Genomic DNA, 24000 nt, shown 5'->3' on the forward strand with positions numbered 1-24000 from the left:
TCATTTGAGTTGTTTAACTCTTAGATAACTATCAACTCTTTTGGAGCTAGGGTCAATAATTCACAACCGGTCTCTGTAATCAGGATATCATCCTCAATACGAACACCATATTTGCCTTCGATATAGATACCTGGTTCATCGGTCAAGGCCATACCTGCCTTAATCGTTTCTGTAGAAGTTTGGCTAAAGTAAGGCTCTTCATGGATATCCAGTCCAATACCGTGTCCGATACCGTGGGTAAAGTAGTCTCCATAGCCTGCCTCGATGATAATATCACGAGGGATTTTGTCAAAGTCACGGAAACCTAATCCTGCCTTAGCCTGATCAATCAAGGCTTGGTTAGCTTTTAGAACTGTATTGTAAATCTCTGCTTGCTCGTCGCTGACATGCCCTAGATAGATAGTCCGTGTCATATCACTGACATAGTGGTCGTAGAGGCATCCAAAGTCCATGGTAATGGCTTCTCCTAGCTCCACTGGTTTGTGCATTGGATGGGCATGGGGTTTGGAAGAGTTGATACCGCTAGCTAGAATGGTGTCAAAAGATAAGCCAGATGCTCCCAACTCACGCATGCGGAAGTCAAGGAAGTTGGCAATCTCAATCTCAGTCTTTCCTGGCTTAATAAAGTCAAGCGCGTCGCGGAAAGCTTGGTCTGAGATAGAACAAGCCTTGCGAATCGCTGCAATCTCCGCGTCATCCTTAATCATTCGAAGACCTTCGACAAACTGAGTTTGTGGAAGCAAGTCAATTCCTTCAAAGGTTGCCTGCATACGGTGATAATAAGACACCGAAATCTCATCCTCAAAACCGATACGAGACAAGCCCATATCCTTGACAATACCTGCAATAACAGCCAATTCATCGCGATCTGCTACGATTTCAAAACCACTGGTTTCTTGCTTGGCTGCAATGATATAGCGAGAGTCTGTCACCAAGACCTGACGGTCACGGCTGATAAAGACTGTTCCGTTTGAGCCCCAAAAACCAGTCAAGTAGTAGACGTTTTTAAGATTGTTGATGATGATACCATCTAGTTCTTTTTCTTGCATTTTATCTAGAAATGCTTGTACGCGTTTATTCATGATGTAATTTTCCTTTCAAATAATGTCCTGTGTAGCTGGCTTGGTTAGCAGCTACTTCTTCTGGAGTTCCTGTTGCGATGATGGTTCCACCACCGACACCGCCCTCAGGTCCCAAGTCGATGATATGATCTGCTGTCTTGATAACGTCTAGATTGTGCTCAATGACGAGGACTGTATTGCCATCGTCTACAAAGCGAGCCAAAACCTTGAGCAAGCGAGCGATATCCTCTGTATGAAGACCTGTCGTCGGCTCATCCAGAATGTAGAAAGATTTTCCTGTCGATCGTTTGTGAAGTTCACTAGCCAGTTTCATACGCTGGGCTTCTCCCCCAGAAAGGGTGGTAGCAGGTTGCCCCAATGTCACATAGCCTAGCCCTACATCCTTGATGGTCTGAAGTTTGCGTTGAATTTTCGGAATGTGTTGGAAAAATTCCACCGCATCATTGACAGTCATGTCCAAGACCTGCGAGATATTCTTTTCCTTATAGTGAACTTCTAGGGTTTCACTATTGTAGCGAGTCCCGTGGCAGACTTCACAAGCCACGTAAACATCTGGCAAGAAGTGCATCTCAATCTTGATAATCCCGTCACCTGAGCAGGCTTCACAACGACCACCCTTGACATTGAAACTGAAACGTCCCTTTTTGTAACCACGAATCTTAGCCTCATTTGTCTGGGCAAAGAGGTCACGTATATCGTCAAAAACTCCCGTATAGGTAGCAGGGTTAGACCTCGGCGTTCGTCCGATAGGGCTCTGATCAATATCAATCAAGCGGTCTACATGCTCAATCCCTGTAATCGTTTTAAACTTACCAGGTTTGTCTGAATTGCGGTTGAGCTTCTGAGCAATAGCTTTTTTGAGAATGCTATTGATTAGGGTCGATTTCCCTGAACCTGATACACCTGTCACCGCGATGAATTTTCCTAGTGGGAAGCAAGCTGTGACATTTTGCAAGTTGTTCTCACGCGCTCCTGTAATCTCGATAAAACGACCATTCCCCACACGGCGCTCTTCTGGCACTGGAATGGCACGTTTACCTGACAAGTACTGGCCTGTGATAGACTTGCTGTTGCGAGCCACCTGTTTGGGCGTACCTGCAGCGACAATCTCTCCACCAAAAACACCTGCACCGGGACCAACGTCAATCAGATAATCAGCTTCGCGCATAGTATCTTCGTCGTGTTCCACCACGATGAGAGTATTGCCCAAATCACGCATCTTTTTCAGACTGGCAATCAGGCGGTCATTGTCCCTCTGATGAAGGCCAATTGACGGCTCATCCAATATATAGAGGACTCCTGATAGGTTGGAACCAATCTGAGTTGCCAAACGAATACGCTGACTTTCCCCACCTGAAAGGGTTCCTGCCGAACGTGACAGAGTCAGATAATTAAGACCCACGTTATTAAGGAAGGTCAAACGATCCTTGATTTCCTTGAGAATAGGCCGAGCAATGATGGCTTCATTTTCAGACAAGGTTAACTGGCTCACTAACTCCAAGTGGTCTGCGATAGACAGGTCTGAGATTTCTCCGATATGTGGTCCTTGCTCGCCACCCACACGGACAGACAAGGCCTGGTCATTGAGACGATAGCCGTGACAGGTTCCGCAGGTCAGCTCATTCATGTAGAGACGCATCTGGGTGCGAGTATAATCGCTATTAGTTTCATGGTAACGACGTTTGATATTATTGACAACTCCTTCAAACGGAATGTCAATATCGCGTACACCACCAAATTCATTCTCATAGTGGAAATGGAATTCCTTACCATCTGATCCATAGAGAATCAAGTTCTTATCTTCTTCTGACAAGTCCTCAAAAGGCTTATCAATATCTACTCCAAAGGCTGTCATGGCCTGCTCTAGCATGTTTGGATAGTAGTTGGATGAGATAGGATTCCAAGGTGCCAAGGCTCCCTCACGCAAAGTTTTGCTGGTATCAGGAACCACCAAGTCAACATCCACCTCCAGCTTGATGCCCAAACCGTCACACTCACTGCATGAGCCAAAAGGAGCATTAAAGGAGAAGAGACGTGGCTCTAACTCTGGAACAGTAAAACCACAAACTGGACAGGCATAGTGCTCAGAAAATAGCAACTCAGAATCGTCCATAGTGTCGATAATGACATAACCTTCTGCGATACGAAGGGCAGCCTCTATAGAGTCAAAGAGACGGCTACGAATGCCCTCCTTGATAACAATACGGTCAACCACAACATCGATATTGTGTTGCTTGCTCTTGGACAACTCTGGCACTTCGGTCACATCATAGATTTCCCCATCCACACGGACACGGACATAGCCATCTTTCTGAACCTTTTCAATGACACTCTTGTGTTGCCCTTTTTTCTTACGAATGACCGGAGCTAAAATTTGCAGACGTTGGCGTTCTGGCAATTCCAAAACCTTATCCACGATTTGCTCTACAGAAGAAGCCTTGATAGCCCCGTGTCCGTTGATACAGTAAGGCGTCCCCACACGTGCGTAGAGGAGACGCAGATAGTCATTGATTTCAGTCGTTGTTCCAACGGTCGAACGAGGGTTTTTACTAGTCGTTTTCTGGTCGATGGAAATAGCTGGGCTGAGACCATCAATGGCATCCACATCTGGTTTTTCCATGTTGCCCAAAAACTGGCGAGCATAGGCTGATAGACTCTCTACATAGCGACGTTGGCCCTCAGCATAGAGGGTATCAAAGGCCAGGCTGGATTTCCCAGACCCTGACAAACCAGTCACAACAACCAGCTTGTCTCGCGGAATCTCCACATCAATATTTTTTAAATTATGGGCACGCGCCCCATGAATGACAATTTTATCTTGCATCTTTGTTCTTTCTAGTCCATTATTGCTTACCATTATACCAAAAAAAGTGAGATTCTATTACCCAAAAGGCCGATTTTGTAGTATAATAGTACGGTGTGAAAAAATCTGAAAAATGAGAAAGGATAAGGGATATGAAACAAGTTTTTCTCTCTACAACAACTGAATTTAAAGAGATCGATACGCTTGAACCGGGTACTTGGATCAATCTCGTCAATCCGACTCAAAATGAATCACTCGAAATCGCTAACGCCTTCGATATCGATATTGCGGACCTTCGAGCACCGCTCGATGCGGAAGAAATGTCTCGTATTACCATTGAAGACGAGTATACCCTGATTATCGTAGACGTGCCGGTCACAGAAGAAAGAAATAATCGCACTTACTACGTAACCATCCCGCTTGGTATTATCATCACAGAAGAAACCATTATCACTACTTGTTTGGAACCATTACCGGTCCTCGATGTCTTTATCAACCGTCGATTGCGTAATTTCTACACCTTCATGCGTTCGCGTTTTATCTTCCAGATTCTCTATCGCAATGCAGAACTTTACCTAACAGCCCTTCGTTCAATCGACCGTAAGAGTGAACAAATCGAAAGTCAACTGCATCAATCAACTCGTAATGAAGAATTGATTGAGCTCATGGAATTGGAAAAAACCATCGTCTATTTCAAGGCCTCCCTCAAAACAAATGAGCGCGTGATTAAGAAATTGACCAGCTCAACCAGCAATATCAAGAAATACCTTGAGGACGAAGACCTGCTTGAAGACACCCTGATTGAAACCCAACAGGCCATCGAGATGGCAGACATTTACGGAAATGTCTTGCATTCTATGACAGAGACCTTCGCCTCTATCATTTCTAACAACCAGAACAACATCATGAAAACCTTGGCCCTTGTGACCATCGTCATGTCCATCCCAACCATGGTCTTTTCTGCCTACGGGATGAACTTTAAAGATAATGAAATCCCCCTAAACGGTGAGCCAAATGCCTTCTGGTTAATCGTCTTTATCGCCTTCGCTATGAGTGTCTCGCTCACTCTCTATCTCATCCATAAAAAATGGTTCTAAGAGGAGTTCCTATGTCTCAGATTGATCTACAAAAATTAACAAAGAAAAACCAAGAGTTTATCCACATCGCTACCCAACAATTCATCAAAGATGGGAAAACAGATGCTGAAATTAAGGCTATTTTTGAGGAAGTTATTCCCCAAATCCTTGAGGAGCAAGCCAAGGGTACGACTGCTCGTTCCCTCTATGGCGCACCGACCCACTGGGCTCATAGTTTCACTGTCAAGGAACAATATGAAAAAGAGCATCCAAAAGAAAATGATGATCCAAAACTCATGATTATGGACTCAGCTCTTTTCATCACTAGCCTCTTTGCCCTCGTCAGCGCCCTCACAACTTTCTTTGCGGCAGATCAAGCTTTCGGCTATGGATTTGTCACTCTCCTATTAGTTGGACTGGTTGGAGGATTTGCCTTCTACTTGATGTACTACTTTGTTTACCAGTATTATGGACCAGACATGGATCGCAGTCAACGTCCACCTTTTTGGAAATCTGTACTGGTTATCCTAGTTTCTATGTTTCTTTGGTTGCTTGTCTTCTTTGCAACAAGCTTCCTACCAGCTAGCCTTAACCCAGTATTGGCTCCAGTGCCACTGGCTATTATCGGAGCAGCCCTACTAGCCCTTCGCTTCTATCTCAAGAAACGCTTGAATATCCGCAGCGCAAGTGCAGGACCAACACGTTATTAAGAAGAATGATAAAAGCAACTGCAGGTGCGGTTGCTTTTTTACTACTTTCTTGATTTAAAAGCATTCTTCTGAAATCCCACATAGCTCTATCTAATCTTTTGTGATAAAATAGGCTCAATCTATTTCTAGGAGGATAAAATATGATTTCTACTATTGGTATTGTTAGTTTATCTAGTGGCATTATCGGAGAGGACTTTGTCAAACACGAAGTGGACTTGGGTGTCCAACGTCTCAAGGATCTGGGACTCAATCCTATCTTTTTGCCCCATTCGCTAAAAGGCTTAGACTTTATCAAGGACCATCCTGAGGCGCGTGCAGAGGATTTGATGCAGGCCTTTTCGGACGATAGCATTGACATGATCCTCTGTGCTATCGGTGGAGACGATACCTATCGCTTACTACCTTATCTTTTTGAAAATGATCAACTACATGAAGTTATCAAACAAAAGATTTTTCTTGGCTTCTCGGATACAACCATGAACCATCTCATGTTGCATAAACTAGGAATCAAGACTTTTTATGGTCAATCCTTCTTAGCAGACATTTGTGAATTAGAAAAAGAAATGCTAACCTATAGCCTTCACTACTTTAAAGAATTGATTGAGACGGGAAGAATCTCAGAAATCCGCTCTAGTGACGTTTGGTATGATGAAAGGACTGACTTCAGTCCCAAGGCTCTGGGGACACCTCGTGTCAGTCATACAAATACCGGTTTTGAGTTGTTGCAAGGAAATGCCCAGTTCGAGGGAAAAATCCTCGGTGGTTGCCTCGAATCCCTCTACGATATCTTTGACAACTCTCGATACGCAGATAGCACGGAGCTCTGTCAAAAATACAAACTTTTCCCTGACTTGTCAGACTGGGAAGGAAAAATCCTCTTGCTAGAAACAAGCGAAGAAAAGCCTGAGCCAGAAGACTTCAAAAAGATGTTGCGAACTTTAAAAGACACTGGCATATTCGAGGGCATCAGTGGACTCCTGGTCGGAAAACCTATGGATGAAACTTTCTATGACGACTATAAAGAGGCACTATTGGATATCATTGGCAGCAATATCCCGATTGTCTATAATCTCAATGTCGGCCACGCAACTCCAAGAGCCATTATTCCCTTCGGAGTCCACGCCCACGTAGATGCAAAAGAGCAAGTCATTCGCTTTGACTATAACAAAAAATAAATAGTTTCTCTATTTTTGTGCTTTTGTATTGGTTTTCGTTACAATTTGTATCTGAATTTATTGCATTTCGCTAATTTCTATGATATCCTTTTGAAGGAGGTGTATATGACAAAACAAAAAATTAATCGAATCGTAGGTTCTATTGGTGCCTTTATTGGAATTATAGTATTTATTGCCTACATACCTCAAATTATCGCTAATTTACAGGGAAATAAAGCTCAACCATTTCAACCTTTATCAGCTGCTATATCTTGCTTAATCTGGGTTATTTATGGATGGACAAAAGAACCTAAGAAGGATTGGATACTAATCATTCCAAATTCAGCCGGTGTTATTTTAGGTGGAATCACTTTTTTGACTTCACTCTAACAAATCTAATAGTATATATAAAAAGCTGGGAAAAGTTTCTCAGCTTTTTATATATTCTTAGATATTCTAATTACCTATACTCACTAATTACCGCTTTTCCACTCACAATCGTTCTCGTGGTCATCAACCAGTCCTGCTGCTTGTAAAAAAGACAAGACAGCGACTGGGCCTGTGAACTTGAAGCCTTGTTTTTTGAGATCTTTGGCTAATTTTTCAGACAAAGCTGTTTTAGCTGGGGCTTGGCGGTAATCGGGAACATCGTTAACGATCGTTTTCCCCTCAACAAAAGACCAAAGATAGGCATCAAAAGAGCCGTACTCTGCCTGTAGTCGTAGAAAGGATTGGGCGTTAGCGCGTGTAGCAAAAATCTTGGCTCTATTTCGGATGATGGCTGGATTCTCCAGCAAGTCTTCCAGTTCGGTGTCATTCATCTCTGCAACCGCTTGAATTTGATAACCATGAAAGGCTTCTCGGAAAGCTTGACGTTTGTTGAGCACCGTTTCCCAAGACAAGCCTGCCTGATAGGTTTCCATGCACAATAACTCAAACAATACTTGGTCATCATGGAGGGGCTGACCCCATTCCTCATCATGATAGGCAATGTAGAGCGGATTGGTCATCTTGACCCACGAACAACGTTTTGTCATGCTCTTCTCCTATTTGACCAACATTTTAAGGGCCGACTTGATATAGTTCTCAGCTGTATCTGTCGTTCCTTCAAAGAATTTTTTGATTTTCTTGAGCTCGGTCGCCTTGTAGCCCAGAGCCAACATGGCTTCCATGGCTTCTTCCAGTTCTTGGTTTTCAGCGCTAGCTTGCACTGCCACCTTGGCAGGAAGATCATCTCCTACAACTACTACCTTACCTTCCAAGTCCAGCACCATCTGCTGGGCTGTTTTCTTACCAATTTTAGGGAACTTAGTCAAGTAGGTGATGTTCTTGGTTTCAATGGCTTGAACCAAGCCAGCATTGTCATCAGCAGCGATAATAGCAAGAGCTGATACAGGACCAATCCCAGACACCGAAATCAGACTAAGAAAGAGCTTTTTCTCATCTTCTGAGCGAAATCCATAAAGCAGATGGGCATCCTCACGTACGACCTGATGCACATAAATTTGAGCTTCTTGATTAACCTGTTCTGAGTAGGCATAGGGATTGGCCACATGCAGGATATAACCAATACCGTTGACTTCAAGAACAATGTATTTAGCAGTGATTTTGGTAATGATTCCTTTTAAATATTCGTACATAGTTTTCCTTTTAGTTTAATATTTCCCCAACTCACGGAGACTGGTGTGATTTTCCTGAATACGTCGGAACATCTTTTCCATATCCGACTTTGTAAAATGCACCAAAACAGGACGTCCGTGGGGACAGTTGTAGGGATTATCACATTGAGAAAGTTGATAGAGGAGCTGTCTAGCCGAATGGTCGTCAATACGATGATTGGCCTTGATAGATCGCTTGCAGGACATCATAATAGCCAACTCTGCTCGATATTTCTTGATAGAAACTTCCTTGGTCAAAAGGAGCATGTCGCACATCTCATAGATGCCTGATTCAATCTCTTCTTCTGCCATCCAAATAGGATGTTCACGCAGGATAAATTGATTTTCCCCGTACTCTGCTAGGAAGACTCCAACTTCCTCTAAAAGAGGCATTCTTTCCTTGAGACGGAGGGCATCATCCGCTGGAAATTCAAAGATATAGGGCACTAGGAGTTGCTGTTGACTTTGGTCAACAGCACCAATGCTTTCACGGTACTCCTCGTACTTGACCCGTTCCTGAGCCGCATGCTGGTCTATGATGTAAAGCCCATCTCGCCCTTGGGCAAAGAGATAGGTTCCATGCATTTGCCCGAAAAATTCCAACTCTGGGAAGCTGGATGATTCTTCTCGCTCCAGCTTGTCATAAGCCTTATCAAGACTTGCTAAGTCAAGCTCTGGGTGATCTAGCTGGTCGTAGTTAGCAGGCTTTCTCTCTGCAAAATGCAGTTTTGCTGGCTTGGTCAATCGGTCCAAGGTTTCCTTGGCAAACAGGGTCAAATCCTGCCCTTCCTCAGTTAATTCTACCTGATAATCAGCTACTTCAGCTTGACTAGGTCTTGTCGGCTCAGTATTCTCATAGTAAAGTGTATTTTCTTTGAGTGGGAGAATAGTTTGCTCCACCTTCTCACGATTGCGCACAGTCGATTTGGCAAGATTTTCCAAGGCATCTGGAATCAAGGTTTGTTCCTTGAGACTATTTGCAATAGCTTCTGAGACCAGGGTCATCAGTTCCTTTTCCTTGGAAATCCGCACTTCTTGCTTGGTTGGGTGCACATTGACATCCGCTAGATAAGGGTCGATATGAATGTGAATGACAGCCAGTGGAAAACGGCCTACCATAAGCTTACTACCATAGCCGTCTAGAATTGCACGATTGAGCAGGAAATTCTTTATATAACGGCCATTGATGAAGAGGCTGATATAATTGCGGTTGGCTCGAGTTAACTCAGGTAAGGACACAAAACCAGAAATTTCGAAATCTAGGTCAGAATTCTCAATTTCAATCATCTTCTTGGCACTCGCCAAACCGTAAATCCCTGCAATAGCTTGACGCAGTTGTCCAGTCCCTGCTGTCCGCGTCATTTCCTTGCCATCACTGATTAAACTAAACGAAATTTCAGGATGGGCCAAGCCCAGACGATTGACAATATCAATAATATGAGACAACTCCGCCTGCTGGCTCTTCATATACTTGAGGCGGGCAGGCGTGTTGAAAAAGAGGTCCTCCACACAAACCTTGGTCCCCATAGGACTAGTCGCTGGGATGACTTCTTCTACTTCTCCCCCACGTGCGACGAGCTTAGTCCCATGACTCGCACCATCCACCGCCGTCAACAGAGTCAGTACACTGACAGACGCGATAGAGGGCAGGGCTTCACCACGAAAACCAAGCGTCCGAATTCGAAAGAGGTCTGCTTGATTTTTTATCTTACTAGTCGCATGGCGACGCAGGGCCAATTCCACCTCATCGTGGGCAATTCCATGACCATTATCTGTGATTTGAATCTTCTTGAGACCAGCTTCCTCAATCTCAATGATAATCTGACTAGAGCCAGCATCAATGGCATTTTCTACCAACTCTTTGACCACACTGGCAGGACGTTCAATGACCTCTCCTGCCGCGATCTGGTTTGCCAGCACCTCTGGCAATTCAATAATATGAGACATCTTCCAGCCCCTTTCTGTATCTATTTTCCTAGAAATTGATTAGTGCTATTATACCATATTTCAGAAAGGACAGAAAAGCAAGCACCACATAGGAGCCAAATCCCTCCACATAAACAAAGTCCCTTGCCAGGGGGCATAAAATAGTGGTATACTCAATAAAAATCAAAGAGCAAACTAGAAAGCTAGGCGCAGACAGTACTTTAGTACGGCAAGACGACGCTGACGTGGTTTGAATTTGATTTTTGAAGAGTATTAATAAAGATGTACAAGAAGTGAGATTAATTTTGTATGAAAAACAAGGAGAGAAATTTATGAAAGTAGAACTACAGATTAGTGAGACTTACAAGGAAGAAAAACTGATTGTCCAAGCACCTCAGCCGACAGATAAAGTCCAGAAAGTCATCGAGTTCGCAGAAAATCTTGACCAAAAAGAAAAAATCAAAGGGAAAATCGATGATCAGGTCTATCTAGTTGAGATTGGCAAGATTCAACGCTTCTATATAGAGAATCGGAAGGTTCTAGCAGAAACAGCTAGTCAGACCTACACCATTGACTTACGACTCTATCAAGTCCTTGAAATCTTACCAACCAATTTTATCCAAATTTCCCAATCAGAAATCATCAATATCAACTCCATCTCTCATCTCAAGCTCACCCCCAACGGTCTGGTAGAAATCTTTCTAAAAAACGAAAGCTTCACCTACTCTTCACGCCGTTACCTAAAAACCATCAAGGAGAAATTAGAACTATGAAAAAACAAGTATTTCACGATGCTGCTGCTGGTGTTCTTATCGGCCTCATCCTCTCTATCATCTTTTCACTCATTTATGCACCAAATACCTACGCACCACTAAGTTCCGACTCTCTCATCGGCCAAGTGATGGCTCAACATCAGGTTCACGGTGCCTTGGTCTTGCTCTACTGCACACTGATCTGGGCAGCTATCGGTATTCTCTTCAACTTTGGCAACCGCTTATTCAGCCGTGATTGGAGCATGCTCCGTGCCACTCTGACCCATTTCTTCCTTATGCTGGCTGGCTTTGTCCCACTAGCGACCCTAGCAGGTTGGTTCCCCTTCCACTGGATCTTCTATCTCCAACTCATTATCGAGTTTGCGATTGTCTACCTCATCATTTGGACTATTTCCTATAAAAGAGCATCAAAAAAAGTAGACCATATCAATCAACTCTTGGAGCATAGAAAGTAAGAGTTCTGATAAAACTGCCTAGGATAAAAAAAGCCAAGCCTAAGCTTAACTTTCCAACTCATACAAATCTGCGATAATAGCTGCGACACGTTTGATATCTTCCAGCATGCCTCGCATTTCAAAGTCAGCCAATACAGGGAAACCAAAACGTTGACTGTATTGCTTGGCTGTCAGGCAGTATTGGTTATTAAAGTTACGATTTCCTGAACCAACTACACCAAAACACTTACTAGCATTGTCACCATAGGCGATAAAATCCCCCACTGGTGTCGTCAAAATCTCGACATCTCCGTTATCCACGCCATTCCCACCTTCTAGGTAGGTCGGCAAAAAAGCAACATAAGGATTATCCATCTCATAGAAATCGCGGCCTTCCTTGACCAAATCCTTGATATGAATCTTTTGAACCTCAATTCCCTCGTACTGGGACAAGAGATAGTCTTTCAAGCGTGTCACAAAACTCTCGGTATTACCGCTCAGACTGATATAAACTAAAGAAATTATCTTCATATGTACCTCCATGATTTTATCTATAATCGAAAAATAACTACCAAGATTGTAACTTGATAGTTATTTTTTGTCAATACTTAGGCAAGTTCTTCTGTTTCCTCTTCTTCTGCCAAGGCTTTTTGCTGACGCCACATCTTATAGAAGACAAGGGCTAGGAAGAGAACATTGATGACGATATAGAGAATGCTAACGGCTTGTGAAATAACACTTATCCCTAAACGCATGGTCTCATCGTGAACTAACTGCACAGCATCTTGTAAAGTCACATAGCTATAAATCGAACCAATAATGGCTAGCAAAACATAGCCGACATAAGTATAGTTTGCATATTGCAAATTCTTACGAACAAGGAAGACAATAGCTACTACCACTAAAATAGCAGATAGCACAATCAAGACCATATTAAAAATAGAATGAGTTGATTCTGCTACTCTATAGGTGTAATTAAGCTGGTCTTCTAATTGCTGAGCACTGACCCCTGCAACTTGTTTCTGAGCGGCACGAAGGGCTTCTTTACTAGGTAAAGGACTCAACATTCCAAACAGAGACATAGCTGAAATAAGAGCAGACAAGATTAGCAAGACCCATAGATAAATTGGTTTCTTTTTCATAATAGAACCTCCTGATATTATTATCGATATTATAGCACTTTTTGTAAAGGGATACAAATATTATAGTGTAGTTTCTACCTGTTTTCGGTAGGCTTTTGGCGATTTTCCGCACAATTTTCGGAAAACTTTATAGAAATATCCAACGTTACTGTAACCAACCGCATAACAGATGTCTTCGATACTGTCACTGGTTGAAAGCAAAAGTTGCTGGGCAGCCTTAATGCGTTGTTTATTTAGTAACTCTGCGAAGGTCGAATTGGTTTCTCGCTTAATCAACTGCCCCAGATAGACAGGATTGATAAAGAGATCCTTACTGATATCCTTGAGGGAAAGTTCTTTTTGATAATCACGCCCAATGACTTCTAGCACACTGACCACATTCTCATTCATACGATATTGCCCAAAGAATCGGGTCAGAGTTTCCTTGATATAAGGAACCAGTTCATCGAATGATTGAATAGCATGAATCGTTTTGACAATGTCCGTCATATCATCAGCTTTTAGGTGTTCAAACAAATGAAAGACATCCATGACAAACTGGATAAAAAGCTGTTTGGTAATGGGAACACGCGGCGTATTTTCAAGAACCACCTTCTCCAAAAGGTTCAACTCTTCCACGATTTGATTGAGATTCCCCTGAATGATAACCCTATAAATCGGTTCATAATAGGCAAAGAGACTCTCAGACTGTTTTAGATTTACAGAACCGTAAAAGAGGGCTTTCTCAGCATTCAGCTTCCAGCGTTCAAAGTGTTCTTGATAAGGAGCTTCAAAGGGAGTAACGACTAAACCATCTAGGGGTTGATCAGAAATAAAAATCTGCCAGTCTTGACCCAAGACATAGTAGGGAATGGTGAAAGAACCTTGTTTTTCCTTGGATAGACCTATCCACCAATTCTCCTTATCCCCTAAATAACTAACAAATCCGGCCTCATCTAAATCTTGACTAAGGGTCTGACTTTTCTTCCCTCTCTCGCCGAGCTGACCTGCAATCTTCTCTAGCAGATTACCCAACTCTACCTTATCAACAGGCTTGACCAGATAGTCCACAACACTAAGGTTCATGGCTTTTTTTACGTAATCAAACTCCTGATAACCTGAGAGCAAGATATAGGCAGCATCTGGTAAGATTTCTTTCATCTCTCGAATCATATCAAGCCCTGTTTTGTCGGGCATATTGACATCGGAAATGACCACATCGACAGGATTTTCATGAACATATTCTAGGGCTTCATCGGCATGACTGGCTGTTGCGACGACCTCCATATCCCACTTATCAAAGGGAATCAAACGTTTCAGACCTTCTGTCACCATGTACTCATCATCTACTAATAATACTTTATACATTTTCTCCCTTTCTACTCATCTTGAATTGTAATACGATACTGAACACCTGCTTGCTCTGCAGACTCTATAGTAATAGCATAGCGATCCCCAAAATAGAGCACAAAACGCTCATGGACATTGACAATCCCGATAGACTGCTTTTGTTCACTGTAACTGGCTTGGTGTTCAAAATGTCTCTGACTTAACTTTTCTCGAATACTTGTCAGTTTTTCAGCCGACATACCACGGCCATTATCTACCACTAAAATTTCCACAAAACCATCCTGTTTAAGCGCCTTGATGCTAATCACATTATCTGTCCGTCTGTGGTCAACACCATGCGCGAAATAATTTTCTACTAGCGGTTGCAAAGTAAACTTGGGAATCTTCATATTCTCTAACTCTGGATCTATCTTGAAACCATAGGCAATGGACTTGGGATAGCGAACCATGCAGAGATAGCTGTATTTACGACAAAATTCTAATTCCTGTTTGAGAAGAGTCTCTCTTTCGTCGGAAATATTGTTACGCAAGAGACTACTGAATTCATAAATGATATCTGCCAACTCATCTTGACTTTGCATAACTGCATACATGCGCAAGAACTCCAGCGTATTATACATAAAATGAGGATTGATTTGAGCCTGTAAGGCTCGCATATTGGCATCCTTTTGACTAAGTTCTAACTGATAAATATCATGGATATTCTTTTCTAATCGATCCAACATATCATTGGTAGTCTCCGCGATTAGGAGCAATTCCTGATCCTTTTCCAGTGTGTCAATACGAAGACCTTCTTGCCCTTGGGCAATAGCATGGATGGAATCCACCAAATCCACTACCTGCTTTTGATAATTAGCAAAAGTCTGCCTCAAAGTCAGATAGAGAATGACAATAAAGAGAAGGCTCAAACCCACAATCAAAGCAGAGCTGGAAACTGTTCCTTGTAAAACAAAGTTTTTAGGAACTGCCACCTGAACCTGATATCCATGAGAGGTAAAACCGACAAACCAGTTCTCATGTTCCCTATTGACCCTCTCACCAATATGAAAAATCTCCGTATCAAATGGTGATGTCACAGTCACAGCCATCGGGATATGACCTCGGGTATTGTCAATGGCATGATATAAGACTTCTGGATCCAAGGAGATGTAAATCACTCCTATAGATTGATCCGTTGCTGGGTCCAGAACTGGAATGCCAAAACTATTGGCCTCTGGTTTAAAGGCCTCAGCAGGCAAGACATGACCACTTCTTTTATCCCTTGTTGAAACATAAACTTCTTTAAAATCCTGCAAGACGATTGCAACACCCGTTATAGAGTCATTTTGGACATAAAGATCATCAATGTTTTCATACAGAGAAATAGAAGTTGACGAAGCTGCTTGATGCTCCAATAGCCAATAAAAATACTCAGAAGTTGACAAGCTAAAGTACTTATAAATCCCTTGTATCCGGTCTTGATTGGCTACTAAATCTTGCGCCAGTTGGGCTGACTCCCGATAATAATACTCCACCTCATCGACTGTTCGAGTGGTTACACGTTGGGCTACTCTTTGAGCTTCCTTTTCCCGTGAATCCCAAGTAAGATTGCAAAACTCGCAATAATAATCATCATAACTGAACTGTAGGTTCTTAGAAGCGTATGTAGCCAAAACTGCTTCATTCTATTTTGTCGCCAATTTTTCATGGATACTTTCATAGACCGGTTCCAACATATCACTGATAAAGAAATGCCACATCCCAATTCCTACAAAGAAAAGTAGGGCAGGCATATAGTAACCAATTGCCACAAGTAGCACTGTCCCAAGGAGAACCTTGGCCACAGCTGCTAAGCTCATAAATATGCCAATCAAGGATAGTTTGAGACTATTTCGATAGGACAAATCAAAATAAACTTGTAATTTCAAAGATACTGTATAAGCCAAAAAGATCAGGGCAACTACTAGGACATTCAAAAAGGTCGCAATCAAATGAATAATAGTCTGATGAGGCAATTGCACCAAGAGATACAGGCCATAGACCAAAACTAGATCCACCCCTAAAAAGCTATAGAAAATCAGGTTGCTTGAGACGAAATTTTGCTTATAAAGAGACCACGCCTCCTTCAAACTGTATTCCCGAAAGCTATAACCATGTTCTGCATACAGGCTCATCAAGGTGGCACTAGCCGGCGCTAGACCAAGGATAATCCCTCCTGCCAATGTTAATAGCCAAAAGAAGGCTGTCGCAATCATCCCTAAAAAGAAACGATTAAAGACAAAGTCTAAAAATCTCCCCATGATATCCTCCTAAAAATAACTATGAAACTATTATATCATATTTCAAGCGTTTTCAAAAACTTCTAGTATCCATTTACAATCCCACCAAACCGTGGTACAATGAGAATTGTGAAAAAATTATCAGGAGACAATTCATGAAAAAATCTATCTTAACTACACTTCTTTTTGCAGTTCTTTACTTCCTCTGCATGGGGATTGGTGTCCTTTTAGGCAATCTCTTTGACCAAACTGGAAACATGTTTTATGCGCCTGCCTTTACTGCCCTTGTCGGCGGTAGCGTCTATATGATCCTAGTCGCAAAAGTTCCGCGCTTTGGAGCCATTACCACTATCGGCCTTGTTATTGCTCTCTTTTTCTTGGGAACTAAACACGGTGCCGGTGCCTTCCTTCCTGGAATTATCTGTGGCCTCCTAGCAGATGGAGTAGCTAGCCTCGGAAAATACAAGGACCAAACAAAGAACCTCCTTTCTTTCCTTATTTTTGCCTTTAGCACATCAGGACCAATCTTGCTTATGTGGATTGCGCCCAAAGCCTATATGGCAACCCTTCTGGCAAGAGGAAAATCCCAAGAATATATCGACCGTATCATGGTCGCGCTAAATCCTGGAACCGTCCTTCTATTTATCGCAAGTATTGTCATCGGAGCCCTAGTGGGTGCCTTGATTGGACAAGCCTTGAGTAAAAAATTGGCACAGAAAATCTGATTACTAAAAAAGAGCCACACGGCTCTTTTTTATTTATGGCTCAATTTCTTGGTCAAGAAATCTCCCAAGAATTGGATTGCAAAGATAATCAAAATGATAATAATGGTTGCCAAAATCGTCACATCGTGATTGTAGCGGTTAAATCCATAAGCGATGGCTACGTTACCGATACCACCAGCTCCAACCGCACCAGCCATAGCTGTTTCTCCAACAAGAGAAATCAAGGTCACAGTCGTCACACGGATCAAATCCGGAAGACCTTCTAGTAAGCTTGAGCTTCCTAGGTTAAAATTTTTTACCCGAAAAACTTCTTTTTTCTAGTGATAAAATCAACCCTATCACACTCACTACCAAAAACACCCACCAACAAAGGCTGATATCTTGCAAAGCTAAGAAGGAAAATACAGACATCCCCAAGGGTAATGTTAGGGAAAAAATCATACTCAAGAGATTATTACTTCGAGCTAATACATCCGCACTCAAATTAGACAATAACAGAGTATCTAATTTAGGCATTGATTTCGACATCAAATACATCACAAAGGCTAAGCAAACAACACCTACTAGAGGAGAAAAATCTAAAATATTAGCAGTAGCAAGTAATACAAACAGAATTGCATTGAGCGATAGCAAACTTGAAAACGACAATTTCCCAAAATAATCATGGGGAGTTAGGCTACCAAGAATAGCTCCTCCTAAGCTAACACATTCAATTAAAAATAGGGCTTGAGCATAGCTGAGATGATAGATAGTATGGTCTAATAAGTAAAAGTGGTAAATACCTCCAACAGCTCCTCCCAAAGTATTCATCACCAAAATGACAAGAATCATTTTAAACAATGATTTACTTTCTCTCTGCCTAAAGATATCATCCATGTCCGCATAGATTGCCTTAACTTGTTGGAGTAAACTAATCGACTTATCCTCTACACTTACAGACAAATACGTCAATTCTCTTCTATTTTTGAACAAAATAAGAGAAGATAGTAAAAAGAAGCCAGCGTTCACAATTGCAACAAAAGAAAAATTTTGATGACTGGTTGTGAGTAACCATACTCCTAAGGCTTGACCTCCTAGATTTGATAAATAGGAAACAAACTGAGTAAAGGAATAAGCTTCATAGAGCTTATCTTCCGAAATATTATGCTGGATAATCGGCATACGAAGGCCTGCTGTATAATCCGATAAAATATCCGAACAGATGTTAACCATACAGATAAAAGCAAACGTTACGAAGTTCTGGTCATGAATCACACTAGCAATCAAAAGAAATAGTAGACTTTGCACACAACCAACCCAGATAATTGTCCCTGCTTTATTCCGAGTATGATCAGCCTTAATCCCAACATAAAAAGTAAATAGGAAAGGTAAAATCGTAATCATATTCGCCATAAATACAGCTATATTTTTAAAGGGTAGACTCGCAGCATAAACGATAAATACCAGATTATAAATATAAGCTCCACTTGAGCTCAAAAACCTTGATAAGGTCAGTATTCTAAATAAATGATGTCTTAAGAATAGTTTCATAACAGGCCTTTCTCACATTTCAAAGAGTATTCTATTGAATTCAGTCTAACAAAAAAAGCGGGACTCCCCACTTTTTTGTAATATATTTTTTCTGAAAATAGGAACTCTAGCTCCTAGATACTGCTATTTATCACTCCATCTACAAACCCATTTATTTTTCATCAGTCGATGTAATTGGAATATATTACAAATCTTTATTCGAGAGCTGACTTGCAAAATAGTTTTCATAGTATCTTGCACCATCTACATACTCTAAATCTTGTAAGATTGTAATGCCTCTTTGGATTTTTTCAAGCCCCTTATTTTCTACTTTAAAAATAGTATCATAATACCCTTTAGCAATCATATAAATGATTTTAAGATAAGCTTCAGATTCTGGCAATTCTCGTTTTTCAACCTGAAAGGTAAAATAGTCTGCTTTTAATTTATCCTTTTCCTCTATCGCTTTAAAGAGTCCATTAATTAAAATGGTATCAATAGCGACTTTGTTACTAGGTAAAGAGCCTAATAAATCCGTCTTTTGCAACATCTCCCTAGAATATTTAAAATAGAGGGGCAGAGGGAACAAAGTAGAAATCGTTGAAAATAGTTCTAATTCATAATTTCCCCAGATATCAATAGTAAAAAAATAGTCATAGAGAAAAGTCAGTTCTTCATCCGTTGCTCGTATTTCTGAATCAAAAAACACAAGAAGGCTTTTGATACGAATCATTTGTAAAAGATAGCTTGTTTTAGCACTTGATCTGTACTTTTTAGTCGTCTCTTCATACAAGGATTGGAGAGAATCAATCCCTTCTCTGTCATATAGTTCCCAGAGATTTTCTTGAAAAGCCAAAATCTGTTTCTGAGAAAAACCACGTACCAAGTACATAAATTCATTCAAGTCAGAGTGGATGTTATCTAAGGCAGTAATCAATTTCATAGAGGATAAATCTGCTTCTCCACGCTCAAATTTGCTCAGCATGGAATAAGTAAACTCTCCTCCCGTCGCCTCCTGTAGAGATATATTCCGACTCTTTCTCAATTCTTTAAAAACTTCTCCCAGATTTTGCATATTGACTCCCCACAATTCTTAACTCTCTTACTCTTAAAAGTAACGGTTGATAGCAGCTAGTACAGAGAATTTTAAGTCTTGACTATAACGACAACTCCTATGAATTGATGTACAGATGGCCTAGCTCTTTTTTATTTATGGCTCAATTTCTTGGTCAAGAAGTCTCCCAAGAATTGGATTGCAAAGATAATCAAAATGATAATGATGGTTGCCAAGATGGTCACATCGTGATTGTAGCGGTTAAATCCATAAGCGATGGCCACGTTACCAATACCACCAGCTCCAACCGCACCAGCCATAGCTGTTTCACCAACAAGGGAAATCAAGGTTACAGTCGTCACACGGATCAAATCTGGAAGGCCTTCTGATAGGTAAACACCTACGATATCCCAGAATGTCGCTCCGCTAGCTTGAGCCGCCTCAATAACACCACCATCTAGCTCAGCCAAGACAACCTGCACTTGACGGGCAAAGAAGGCAAAGACCGCAAAAGATAGGGGTACAATAGCCGCATTTGGCCCGATACTTGTCCCTACGATTAGGTGTGAGAAGGGTGACAAGACTGCCAAGAGAATGATAAATGGCACCGCACGGAAAATAGAGGTAATCTTATCCAAAATCCAGAAAACGACCTTATTTTCCAAGACACCACCTGGCGCAGTCAAGACAAGGAAAAGACCCGCCACTAGACCCAAGAACCCTCCGATGATGAAGGAAAGAACTGTCATATAGAGGGTTAGGTAGATGGCTGTTCCCCAGCCTGCCTGACCAGCCCAGCCCATCTTATAGACATTTGGCAAATAGGTTTGAATCAATGATTCCATCTTACTGTCCTCCCTTCAATACTTTTAGTTGTACGCCTGCTTGACGAATGGCATCTTGAGCACCTGCCAACGCTGCTTTTTCACCTGACAAGACCACAACCAATTCTCCAACAGGAGTACCATCGAGGATTTCAATATTTCCATAGAGGATATTAGCCGTTACTTGGTAATGCTTGTACAATTCATTCAAAAGTGGCTCGTCTGTTGAAGCCCCTGCATACTTGAGTTGCACCAAGAGACTGTTTTCAGACAAGTGTTCCACGATTTCTTGCTTCTCGATTTTGACCATAGCTTCGTCAATACCTGTAGCTGTTGAGATAAAGTCTTGAGTCAAAGGTTGTTTAGGATCTGAGAAGATTTCAAGAACACTGCCCTCTTCAATCAAATGCCCATCCTGCATAACTGCCACACGGTTGGCAATGTCTTTGACAATCTGCATTTCATGCGTAATCAGGACAACAGTCAAGCCTAATTTTTGGTTCAAATCTTGCAACAAGGCCAAAATCTGCTTGGTTGTCTTCGGATCAAGGGCAGAAGTTGACTCATCTGAAATCAAGATTTTTGGATCATTAGCCAAGGCACGCGCAATGGCTACACGCTGTTTTTGCCCTCCAGATAGTTGTGAAGGGTAGTTTTCAGCACGGTCTGCCAAGCCAACCAAGTCCAACAACTTGGCTACTTTAGCCTTCTTTTCTTCCTTGCTGAGTCCAGAGTGTTTAAGGGCAAAGGCTACATTCTCCTCTGCTGTCTTTTGGCTCATCAGGTTAAAATGCTGGAAAATCATTCCAATATCTTGACGTTTACGACGCAACTGCTCGGCCGTCAAGGTCACCTTGCCATCAAAAATCACATCGTCATCAATGGTAATTTTCCCTGCAGATGGCTTTTGCAAGAGGTTAATTACCCGTACAAGGGTTGATTTCCCTGCTCCAGAATATCCAACGATTCCGTAGATATCCCCTTCTTGGATGTGAATTGTCACATCCTTGACCGCTGTGATGGTTCTCTTCTTTTGGTGAAAAGTCACATCGATCTGATCTAACTTGATAATATCTCTACTCATAGCTTCTAATCAGCTCCTCTACTAATTCAATATGGGTGTAATAATCGGCGATTCGCACATTTTCATCCCCACCGTGGTCTCGACTATTAGCATTTCCTAGACCGAAGGCCACCATTGGTACCTCTAGGGCATCAAAAACCGTATGCATAGGCCCTGTCCCCGCTGTTGTCGGCAAGACTGAAACGCCCTGTGGATAGAATTTCTTGGCCAACTCGATTACATTGAGAATGGCTGGTGCGCTCATATCGCTTCGATAGCTCATCTCTCCCAAGGTATAGTATAATTCTACCTTATCAAAGCCATTTTTGTCTAGCTGTTTCCGAATTTTTTCCAGAACATCATGCGGTTCTAGACCAGGAACCAAACGAACCTCTAGCTTCGCACTGGCTTCTGCAGGCAAAATCGTTTTAACTCCTTGCCCTTGATAACCTGACTGAATCCCTTCGATATTAAGGGCTGGCTCAAAAAAGAATCGTTTTAGAAAGGCTGCTCGATCCTCTTGTAAGAGAGGCAATTCCAAACCATAAATCTGGCTGATTTCCCCTGGATTTCGTTGAGCGTAGGTATCCACCAAGGCCAATTCCCGTTTATTTGGCTCTTGAACTTCTTCGTACAAGCCTTCAACCAAGATACGGCCATCTGCAGCGCGAAGAGACTGTAAGGCTTGGAGGAGATACCAAGGAGCTGATTCCACAACCCCACCATAACTAGAATGGATATCCACATCAGCGCTTTTTACCTTGGCATCAAAGGTCACAATCCCCTTATTTCCACCAGAAATTTCTAGCTGTTCCAAGGCATTTTTGGTCCCTTGTTCCCAGACCAACAAATCCGCCCCACGAAGTTTGTTCGCATGTTTTTCCAGATACTTATCCAGGTCTGTCGAAGCCGATTCCTCCGCTCCCTCCATGATAAAACTGATATTAACAGGCAGATCATCATGATGCTGCATGTATTTTCTCAAAGCACTCAAACGAGCTGTGATATGACCCTTGTCGTCATCAACCCCACGTCCATACATGAAACCATTGCGGACCGAAAGCGTAAAGGGATCCTCTGTCCACACCTGATCCCCGTCCGCTGGCACAGTGTCATAGTGGTTATAGAAAATTAGGGTCTTAGCATCTGGACGCGAACTTTTGAAATGCGCCATGACAAAGGGCGCTGTATAAGTCTCATCAATCTCCACTTCAGCCCCAACACGCTTAAAAATCTCACCCAGATAGTTTGCGACTTCCTTAAGTCCAACCTGCTGGGCAAAGACCGATTTCTTAGAAATCAAGGTACGCAAAACCTCAAAATAATGCTGGGCTACATGATCTTTTTCAAATTTTTCAATCTGTTCTTGTTCGCTAGGAAAAACCATATTCTCTCTACCTTTCTATGAACTACTCTTCCTGACAATCCATGCTCTATACAAAAGCAAGAGGTGGAATTCTCTCTCCCACCTCCCTGTTTCTTATTACCAAACTGGTTGATCCAAACCGTCTGATGTTTCTTCGATAACTTTTTTTACGTCATCTGTGTGGTAAGCTGCGATCACTTTCTTGATAGCATCAGCTTTTGGTGATGTTTCCCAATCTTTTTTCGCAACGATGATGTTGTACCATTGTTTTGAGTTTTCATCAGCTTGTTCTTTGAAAAGTGCTTTCTTGTAGTCCAATTTTGCTTCTGTAACGAAGGTATTGTTTACAACGGCAGCGTCAACTGATGACAATGAACGAGCTGTTTGGCTAGCGTCCAATTCAGTGATTTTCAAGTTCTTTGGATTTTCTTTGATGTTGGCAACTGTTGCAAGGGCAGTTCCAGAAACATCCAATTTAATCAAGCCAGCTGATTGAAGCAAGTAAAGCGCACGGCTTTCGTTTGTAGCATCGTTCGGTACAGCAATTTCTCCGTTTGCTGGGATGTCTTCTACTTTAGTGTACTTGTTGTCACTTCCATTCAAACCTGAGTAAAGGCGAATTGGAGAGATGTAAGTATCAGCAATCGCTACAAGGTCTTTCCCGTTTTCTTTGTTCCAGTTGTTCAAGAAGTTGTAGTGTTGGAAAGCGTTCAAGTCTACTTCACCATCAGCAGTTGCCTTGTTTGGTTGTGAGTAGTCTGTGAACTCTGTAAATTCCAAAGTGATACCGTCTTTTTTAACCAATTCTTGGATTTTGTCCCAACGTTTTTCTTCAGAACCGCTACGGTTAACAGTTGCGATTTTGATAGTTGTTGCATTGTCTGCTTTCTTTTCTGAGTTTCCGCAAGCTGCAAGAGCCAAACCTGCGACTGTAGCAAGGGCTGCTACACCAAGCCATTTTTTAATTTTCATGATTCTTTCTCCTTAAAAATAATACCGTACTAGTATCTCACAATTTGTTTGATTTCACAAATTGTTATTAGATAGCCAGATATATAGTTTAAAACTATATCCCTAAAAACCGAGAAATCACCCACCTGATTCAGAATGGATG

The 24000-nt window shown here is 41.9% G+C and carries 22 protein-coding genes and 2 pseudogenes; 7 read left to right on the top strand and 17 right to left on the bottom strand.

Annotation, left to right across the window (positions count from 1 at the left end; all coding sequences use genetic code 11):
* Window positions 1-20 precede the first annotated feature (20 nt).
* Together QM843_RS05015 and uvrA are read right to left on the bottom strand one after the other, a co-directional pair.
* On the bottom strand, window positions 21-1082 hold the full coding sequence (locus QM843_RS05015; protein WP_414304375.1) for a M24 family metallopeptidase: 1062 nt from the start codon (window positions 1080-1082) through the stop codon (window positions 21-23).
* Window positions 1075-3906 carry an excinuclease ABC subunit UvrA gene (gene uvrA, locus QM843_RS05020; RefSeq protein ID WP_414304374.1) on the bottom strand — a complete coding sequence of 944 codons (2832 nt, stop codon included), beginning with the start codon at window positions 3904-3906 and terminating at the stop codon, window positions 1075-1077. The genes QM843_RS05015 and uvrA overlap by 8 nt, the downstream gene beginning before the upstream one ends.
* Before the next feature lie 131 nt (window positions 3907-4037).
* On the opposite strand from uvrA, the gene QM843_RS05025 reads away from it, so the two are divergent.
* The 4 genes from QM843_RS05025 (at window position 4038) to QM843_RS05040 (ending at window position 7215) form a co-directional block, all read left to right on the top strand.
* The gene (locus QM843_RS05025; protein ID WP_000815623.1) at window positions 4038-4982 is read left to right on the top strand and encodes a magnesium transporter CorA family protein; all 945 of its coding nucleotides are present in this window, start codon (window positions 4038-4040) and stop codon (window positions 4980-4982) included.
* An 11-nt stretch (window positions 4983-4993) separates the two neighbouring features.
* Window positions 4994-5671: a DUF1129 domain-containing protein gene (locus QM843_RS05030; RefSeq protein WP_049515517.1), complete on the top strand. Its 678-nt coding sequence runs from the start codon at window positions 4994-4996 to the stop codon at window positions 5669-5671.
* Window positions 5672-5811: 140 nt separating this feature from the next.
* A complete protein-coding gene (locus QM843_RS05035; RefSeq protein WP_414304373.1) occupies window positions 5812-6846 on the top strand; it encodes a S66 family peptidase in 1035 nt (344 codons plus the stop codon).
* A 105-nt stretch (window positions 6847-6951) separates the two neighbouring features.
* On the top strand, window positions 6952-7215 hold the full coding sequence (locus QM843_RS05040) for a SemiSWEET family transporter (RefSeq protein WP_000166114.1): 264 nt from the start codon (window positions 6952-6954) through the stop codon (window positions 7213-7215).
* A gap of 83 nt (window positions 7216-7298) precedes the next feature.
* Here the strand turns inward: QM843_RS05040 and QM843_RS05045 are convergent, their stop codons facing one another.
* The 3 genes from QM843_RS05045 to mutL are packed head-to-tail and all read right to left on the bottom strand — an operon-like array spanning window position 7299 to window position 10430.
* Window positions 7299-7862 carry a DNA-3-methyladenine glycosylase I gene (locus QM843_RS05045; RefSeq protein ID WP_265485307.1) on the bottom strand — a complete coding sequence of 188 codons (564 nt, stop codon included), beginning with the start codon at window positions 7860-7862 and terminating at the stop codon, window positions 7299-7301.
* A gap of 9 nt (window positions 7863-7871) precedes the next feature.
* Window positions 7872-8465, bottom strand: a complete 594-nt coding sequence (ruvA, locus tag QM843_RS05050; protein WP_265485308.1) for a Holliday junction branch migration protein RuvA — start codon at window positions 8463-8465, stop codon at window positions 7872-7874.
* A 15-nt stretch (window positions 8466-8480) separates the two neighbouring features.
* Complete coding sequence (mutL, locus tag QM843_RS05055) at window positions 8481-10430, bottom strand: DNA mismatch repair endonuclease MutL (protein WP_265485309.1); 1950 nt, start codon at window positions 10428-10430, stop codon at window positions 8481-8483.
* A 311-nt stretch (window positions 10431-10741) separates the two neighbouring features.
* Between mutL and QM843_RS05060 the strand changes: the two genes are divergently transcribed.
* Window positions 10742-11182 carry a LytTR family DNA-binding domain-containing protein gene (locus QM843_RS05060; RefSeq protein WP_020902676.1) on the top strand — a complete coding sequence of 147 codons (441 nt, stop codon included), beginning with the start codon at window positions 10742-10744 and terminating at the stop codon, window positions 11180-11182.
* On the top strand, window positions 11179-11637 hold the full coding sequence (locus tag QM843_RS05065) for a DUF3021 domain-containing protein (protein WP_049546849.1): 459 nt from the start codon (window positions 11179-11181) through the stop codon (window positions 11635-11637). Before QM843_RS05060 ends, QM843_RS05065 begins: the two co-directional genes overlap by 4 nt.
* Before the next feature lie 45 nt (window positions 11638-11682).
* On the opposite strand, the gene nrdI is transcribed toward QM843_RS05065, so the two are convergent.
* From nrdI to QM843_RS05090, 5 genes and pseudogenes are all read right to left on the bottom strand, one after another.
* Window positions 11683-12147: a class Ib ribonucleoside-diphosphate reductase assembly flavoprotein NrdI gene (nrdI, locus tag QM843_RS05070; protein WP_049546850.1), complete on the bottom strand. Its 465-nt coding sequence runs from the start codon at window positions 12145-12147 to the stop codon at window positions 11683-11685.
* 77 nt (window positions 12148-12224) lie between these two features.
* A complete protein-coding gene (locus QM843_RS05075) occupies window positions 12225-12758 on the bottom strand; it encodes an ABC transporter permease (RefSeq protein ID WP_049546851.1) in 534 nt (177 codons plus the stop codon).
* Window positions 12759-12818: 60 nt separating this feature from the next.
* Complete coding sequence (locus QM843_RS05080; protein WP_314499330.1) at window positions 12819-14105, bottom strand: response regulator transcription factor; 1287 nt, start codon at window positions 14103-14105, stop codon at window positions 12819-12821.
* Between the two features lie 11 nt (window positions 14106-14116).
* A pseudogene (locus QM843_RS05085) lies at window positions 14117-15774 on the bottom strand (sensor histidine kinase).
* Window positions 15752-16366: a YesL family protein gene (locus QM843_RS05090; protein WP_000532348.1), complete on the bottom strand. Its 615-nt coding sequence runs from the start codon at window positions 16364-16366 to the stop codon at window positions 15752-15754. The pseudogene QM843_RS05085 and the gene QM843_RS05090 overlap by 23 nt, the downstream one beginning before the upstream one ends.
* Window positions 16367-16500: 134 nt before the next feature.
* Here QM843_RS05090 and QM843_RS05095 point away from each other — a divergent pair, with 134 nt between their 5' ends.
* Window positions 16501-17070 carry an MptD family putative ECF transporter S component gene (locus QM843_RS05095; protein ID WP_223340039.1) on the top strand — a complete coding sequence of 190 codons (570 nt, stop codon included), beginning with the start codon at window positions 16501-16503 and terminating at the stop codon, window positions 17068-17070.
* A gap of 29 nt (window positions 17071-17099) precedes the next feature.
* Here the strand turns inward: QM843_RS05095 and QM843_RS05100 are convergent.
* From QM843_RS05100 to QM843_RS05130, 7 genes and pseudogenes are all read right to left on the bottom strand, one after another.
* Window positions 17100-17339, bottom strand: a pseudogene (locus tag QM843_RS05100) (ABC transporter permease); the annotation flags it as partial.
* Between the two features lie 16 nt (window positions 17340-17355).
* On the bottom strand, window positions 17356-18600 hold the full coding sequence (locus QM843_RS05105) for an MFS transporter (RefSeq protein WP_033685602.1): 1245 nt from the start codon (window positions 18598-18600) through the stop codon (window positions 17356-17358).
* Window positions 18601-18784: 184 nt separating this feature from the next.
* Window positions 18785-19654 carry a helix-turn-helix domain-containing protein gene (locus QM843_RS05110; RefSeq protein ID WP_033685603.1) on the bottom strand — a complete coding sequence of 290 codons (870 nt, stop codon included), beginning with the start codon at window positions 19652-19654 and terminating at the stop codon, window positions 18785-18787.
* A 131-nt stretch (window positions 19655-19785) separates the two neighbouring features.
* Complete coding sequence (locus tag QM843_RS05115) at window positions 19786-20478, bottom strand: methionine ABC transporter permease (protein WP_000444647.1); 693 nt, start codon at window positions 20476-20478, stop codon at window positions 19786-19788.
* 1 nt (window position 20479) lies between these two features.
* Complete coding sequence (locus QM843_RS05120) at window positions 20480-21541, bottom strand: methionine ABC transporter ATP-binding protein (protein ID WP_049510500.1); 1062 nt, start codon at window positions 21539-21541, stop codon at window positions 20480-20482.
* Window positions 21534-22907: a M20 family metallopeptidase gene (locus tag QM843_RS05125; RefSeq protein WP_414304372.1), complete on the bottom strand. Its 1374-nt coding sequence runs from the start codon at window positions 22905-22907 to the stop codon at window positions 21534-21536. Before QM843_RS05125 ends, QM843_RS05120 begins: the two co-directional genes overlap by 8 nt.
* 96 nt (window positions 22908-23003) lie before the next feature.
* The gene (locus QM843_RS05130; RefSeq protein ID WP_000694523.1) at window positions 23004-23858 is read right to left on the bottom strand and encodes a MetQ/NlpA family ABC transporter substrate-binding protein; all 855 of its coding nucleotides are present in this window, start codon (window positions 23856-23858) and stop codon (window positions 23004-23006) included.
* Between the last annotated feature and the right edge of the window lie 142 nt (window positions 23859-24000).

Source organism: Streptococcus mitis (assembly GCF_047463435.1).
GTDB classification, from domain to species: domain Bacteria; phylum Bacillota; class Bacilli; order Lactobacillales; family Streptococcaceae; genus Streptococcus; species Streptococcus mitis_DS.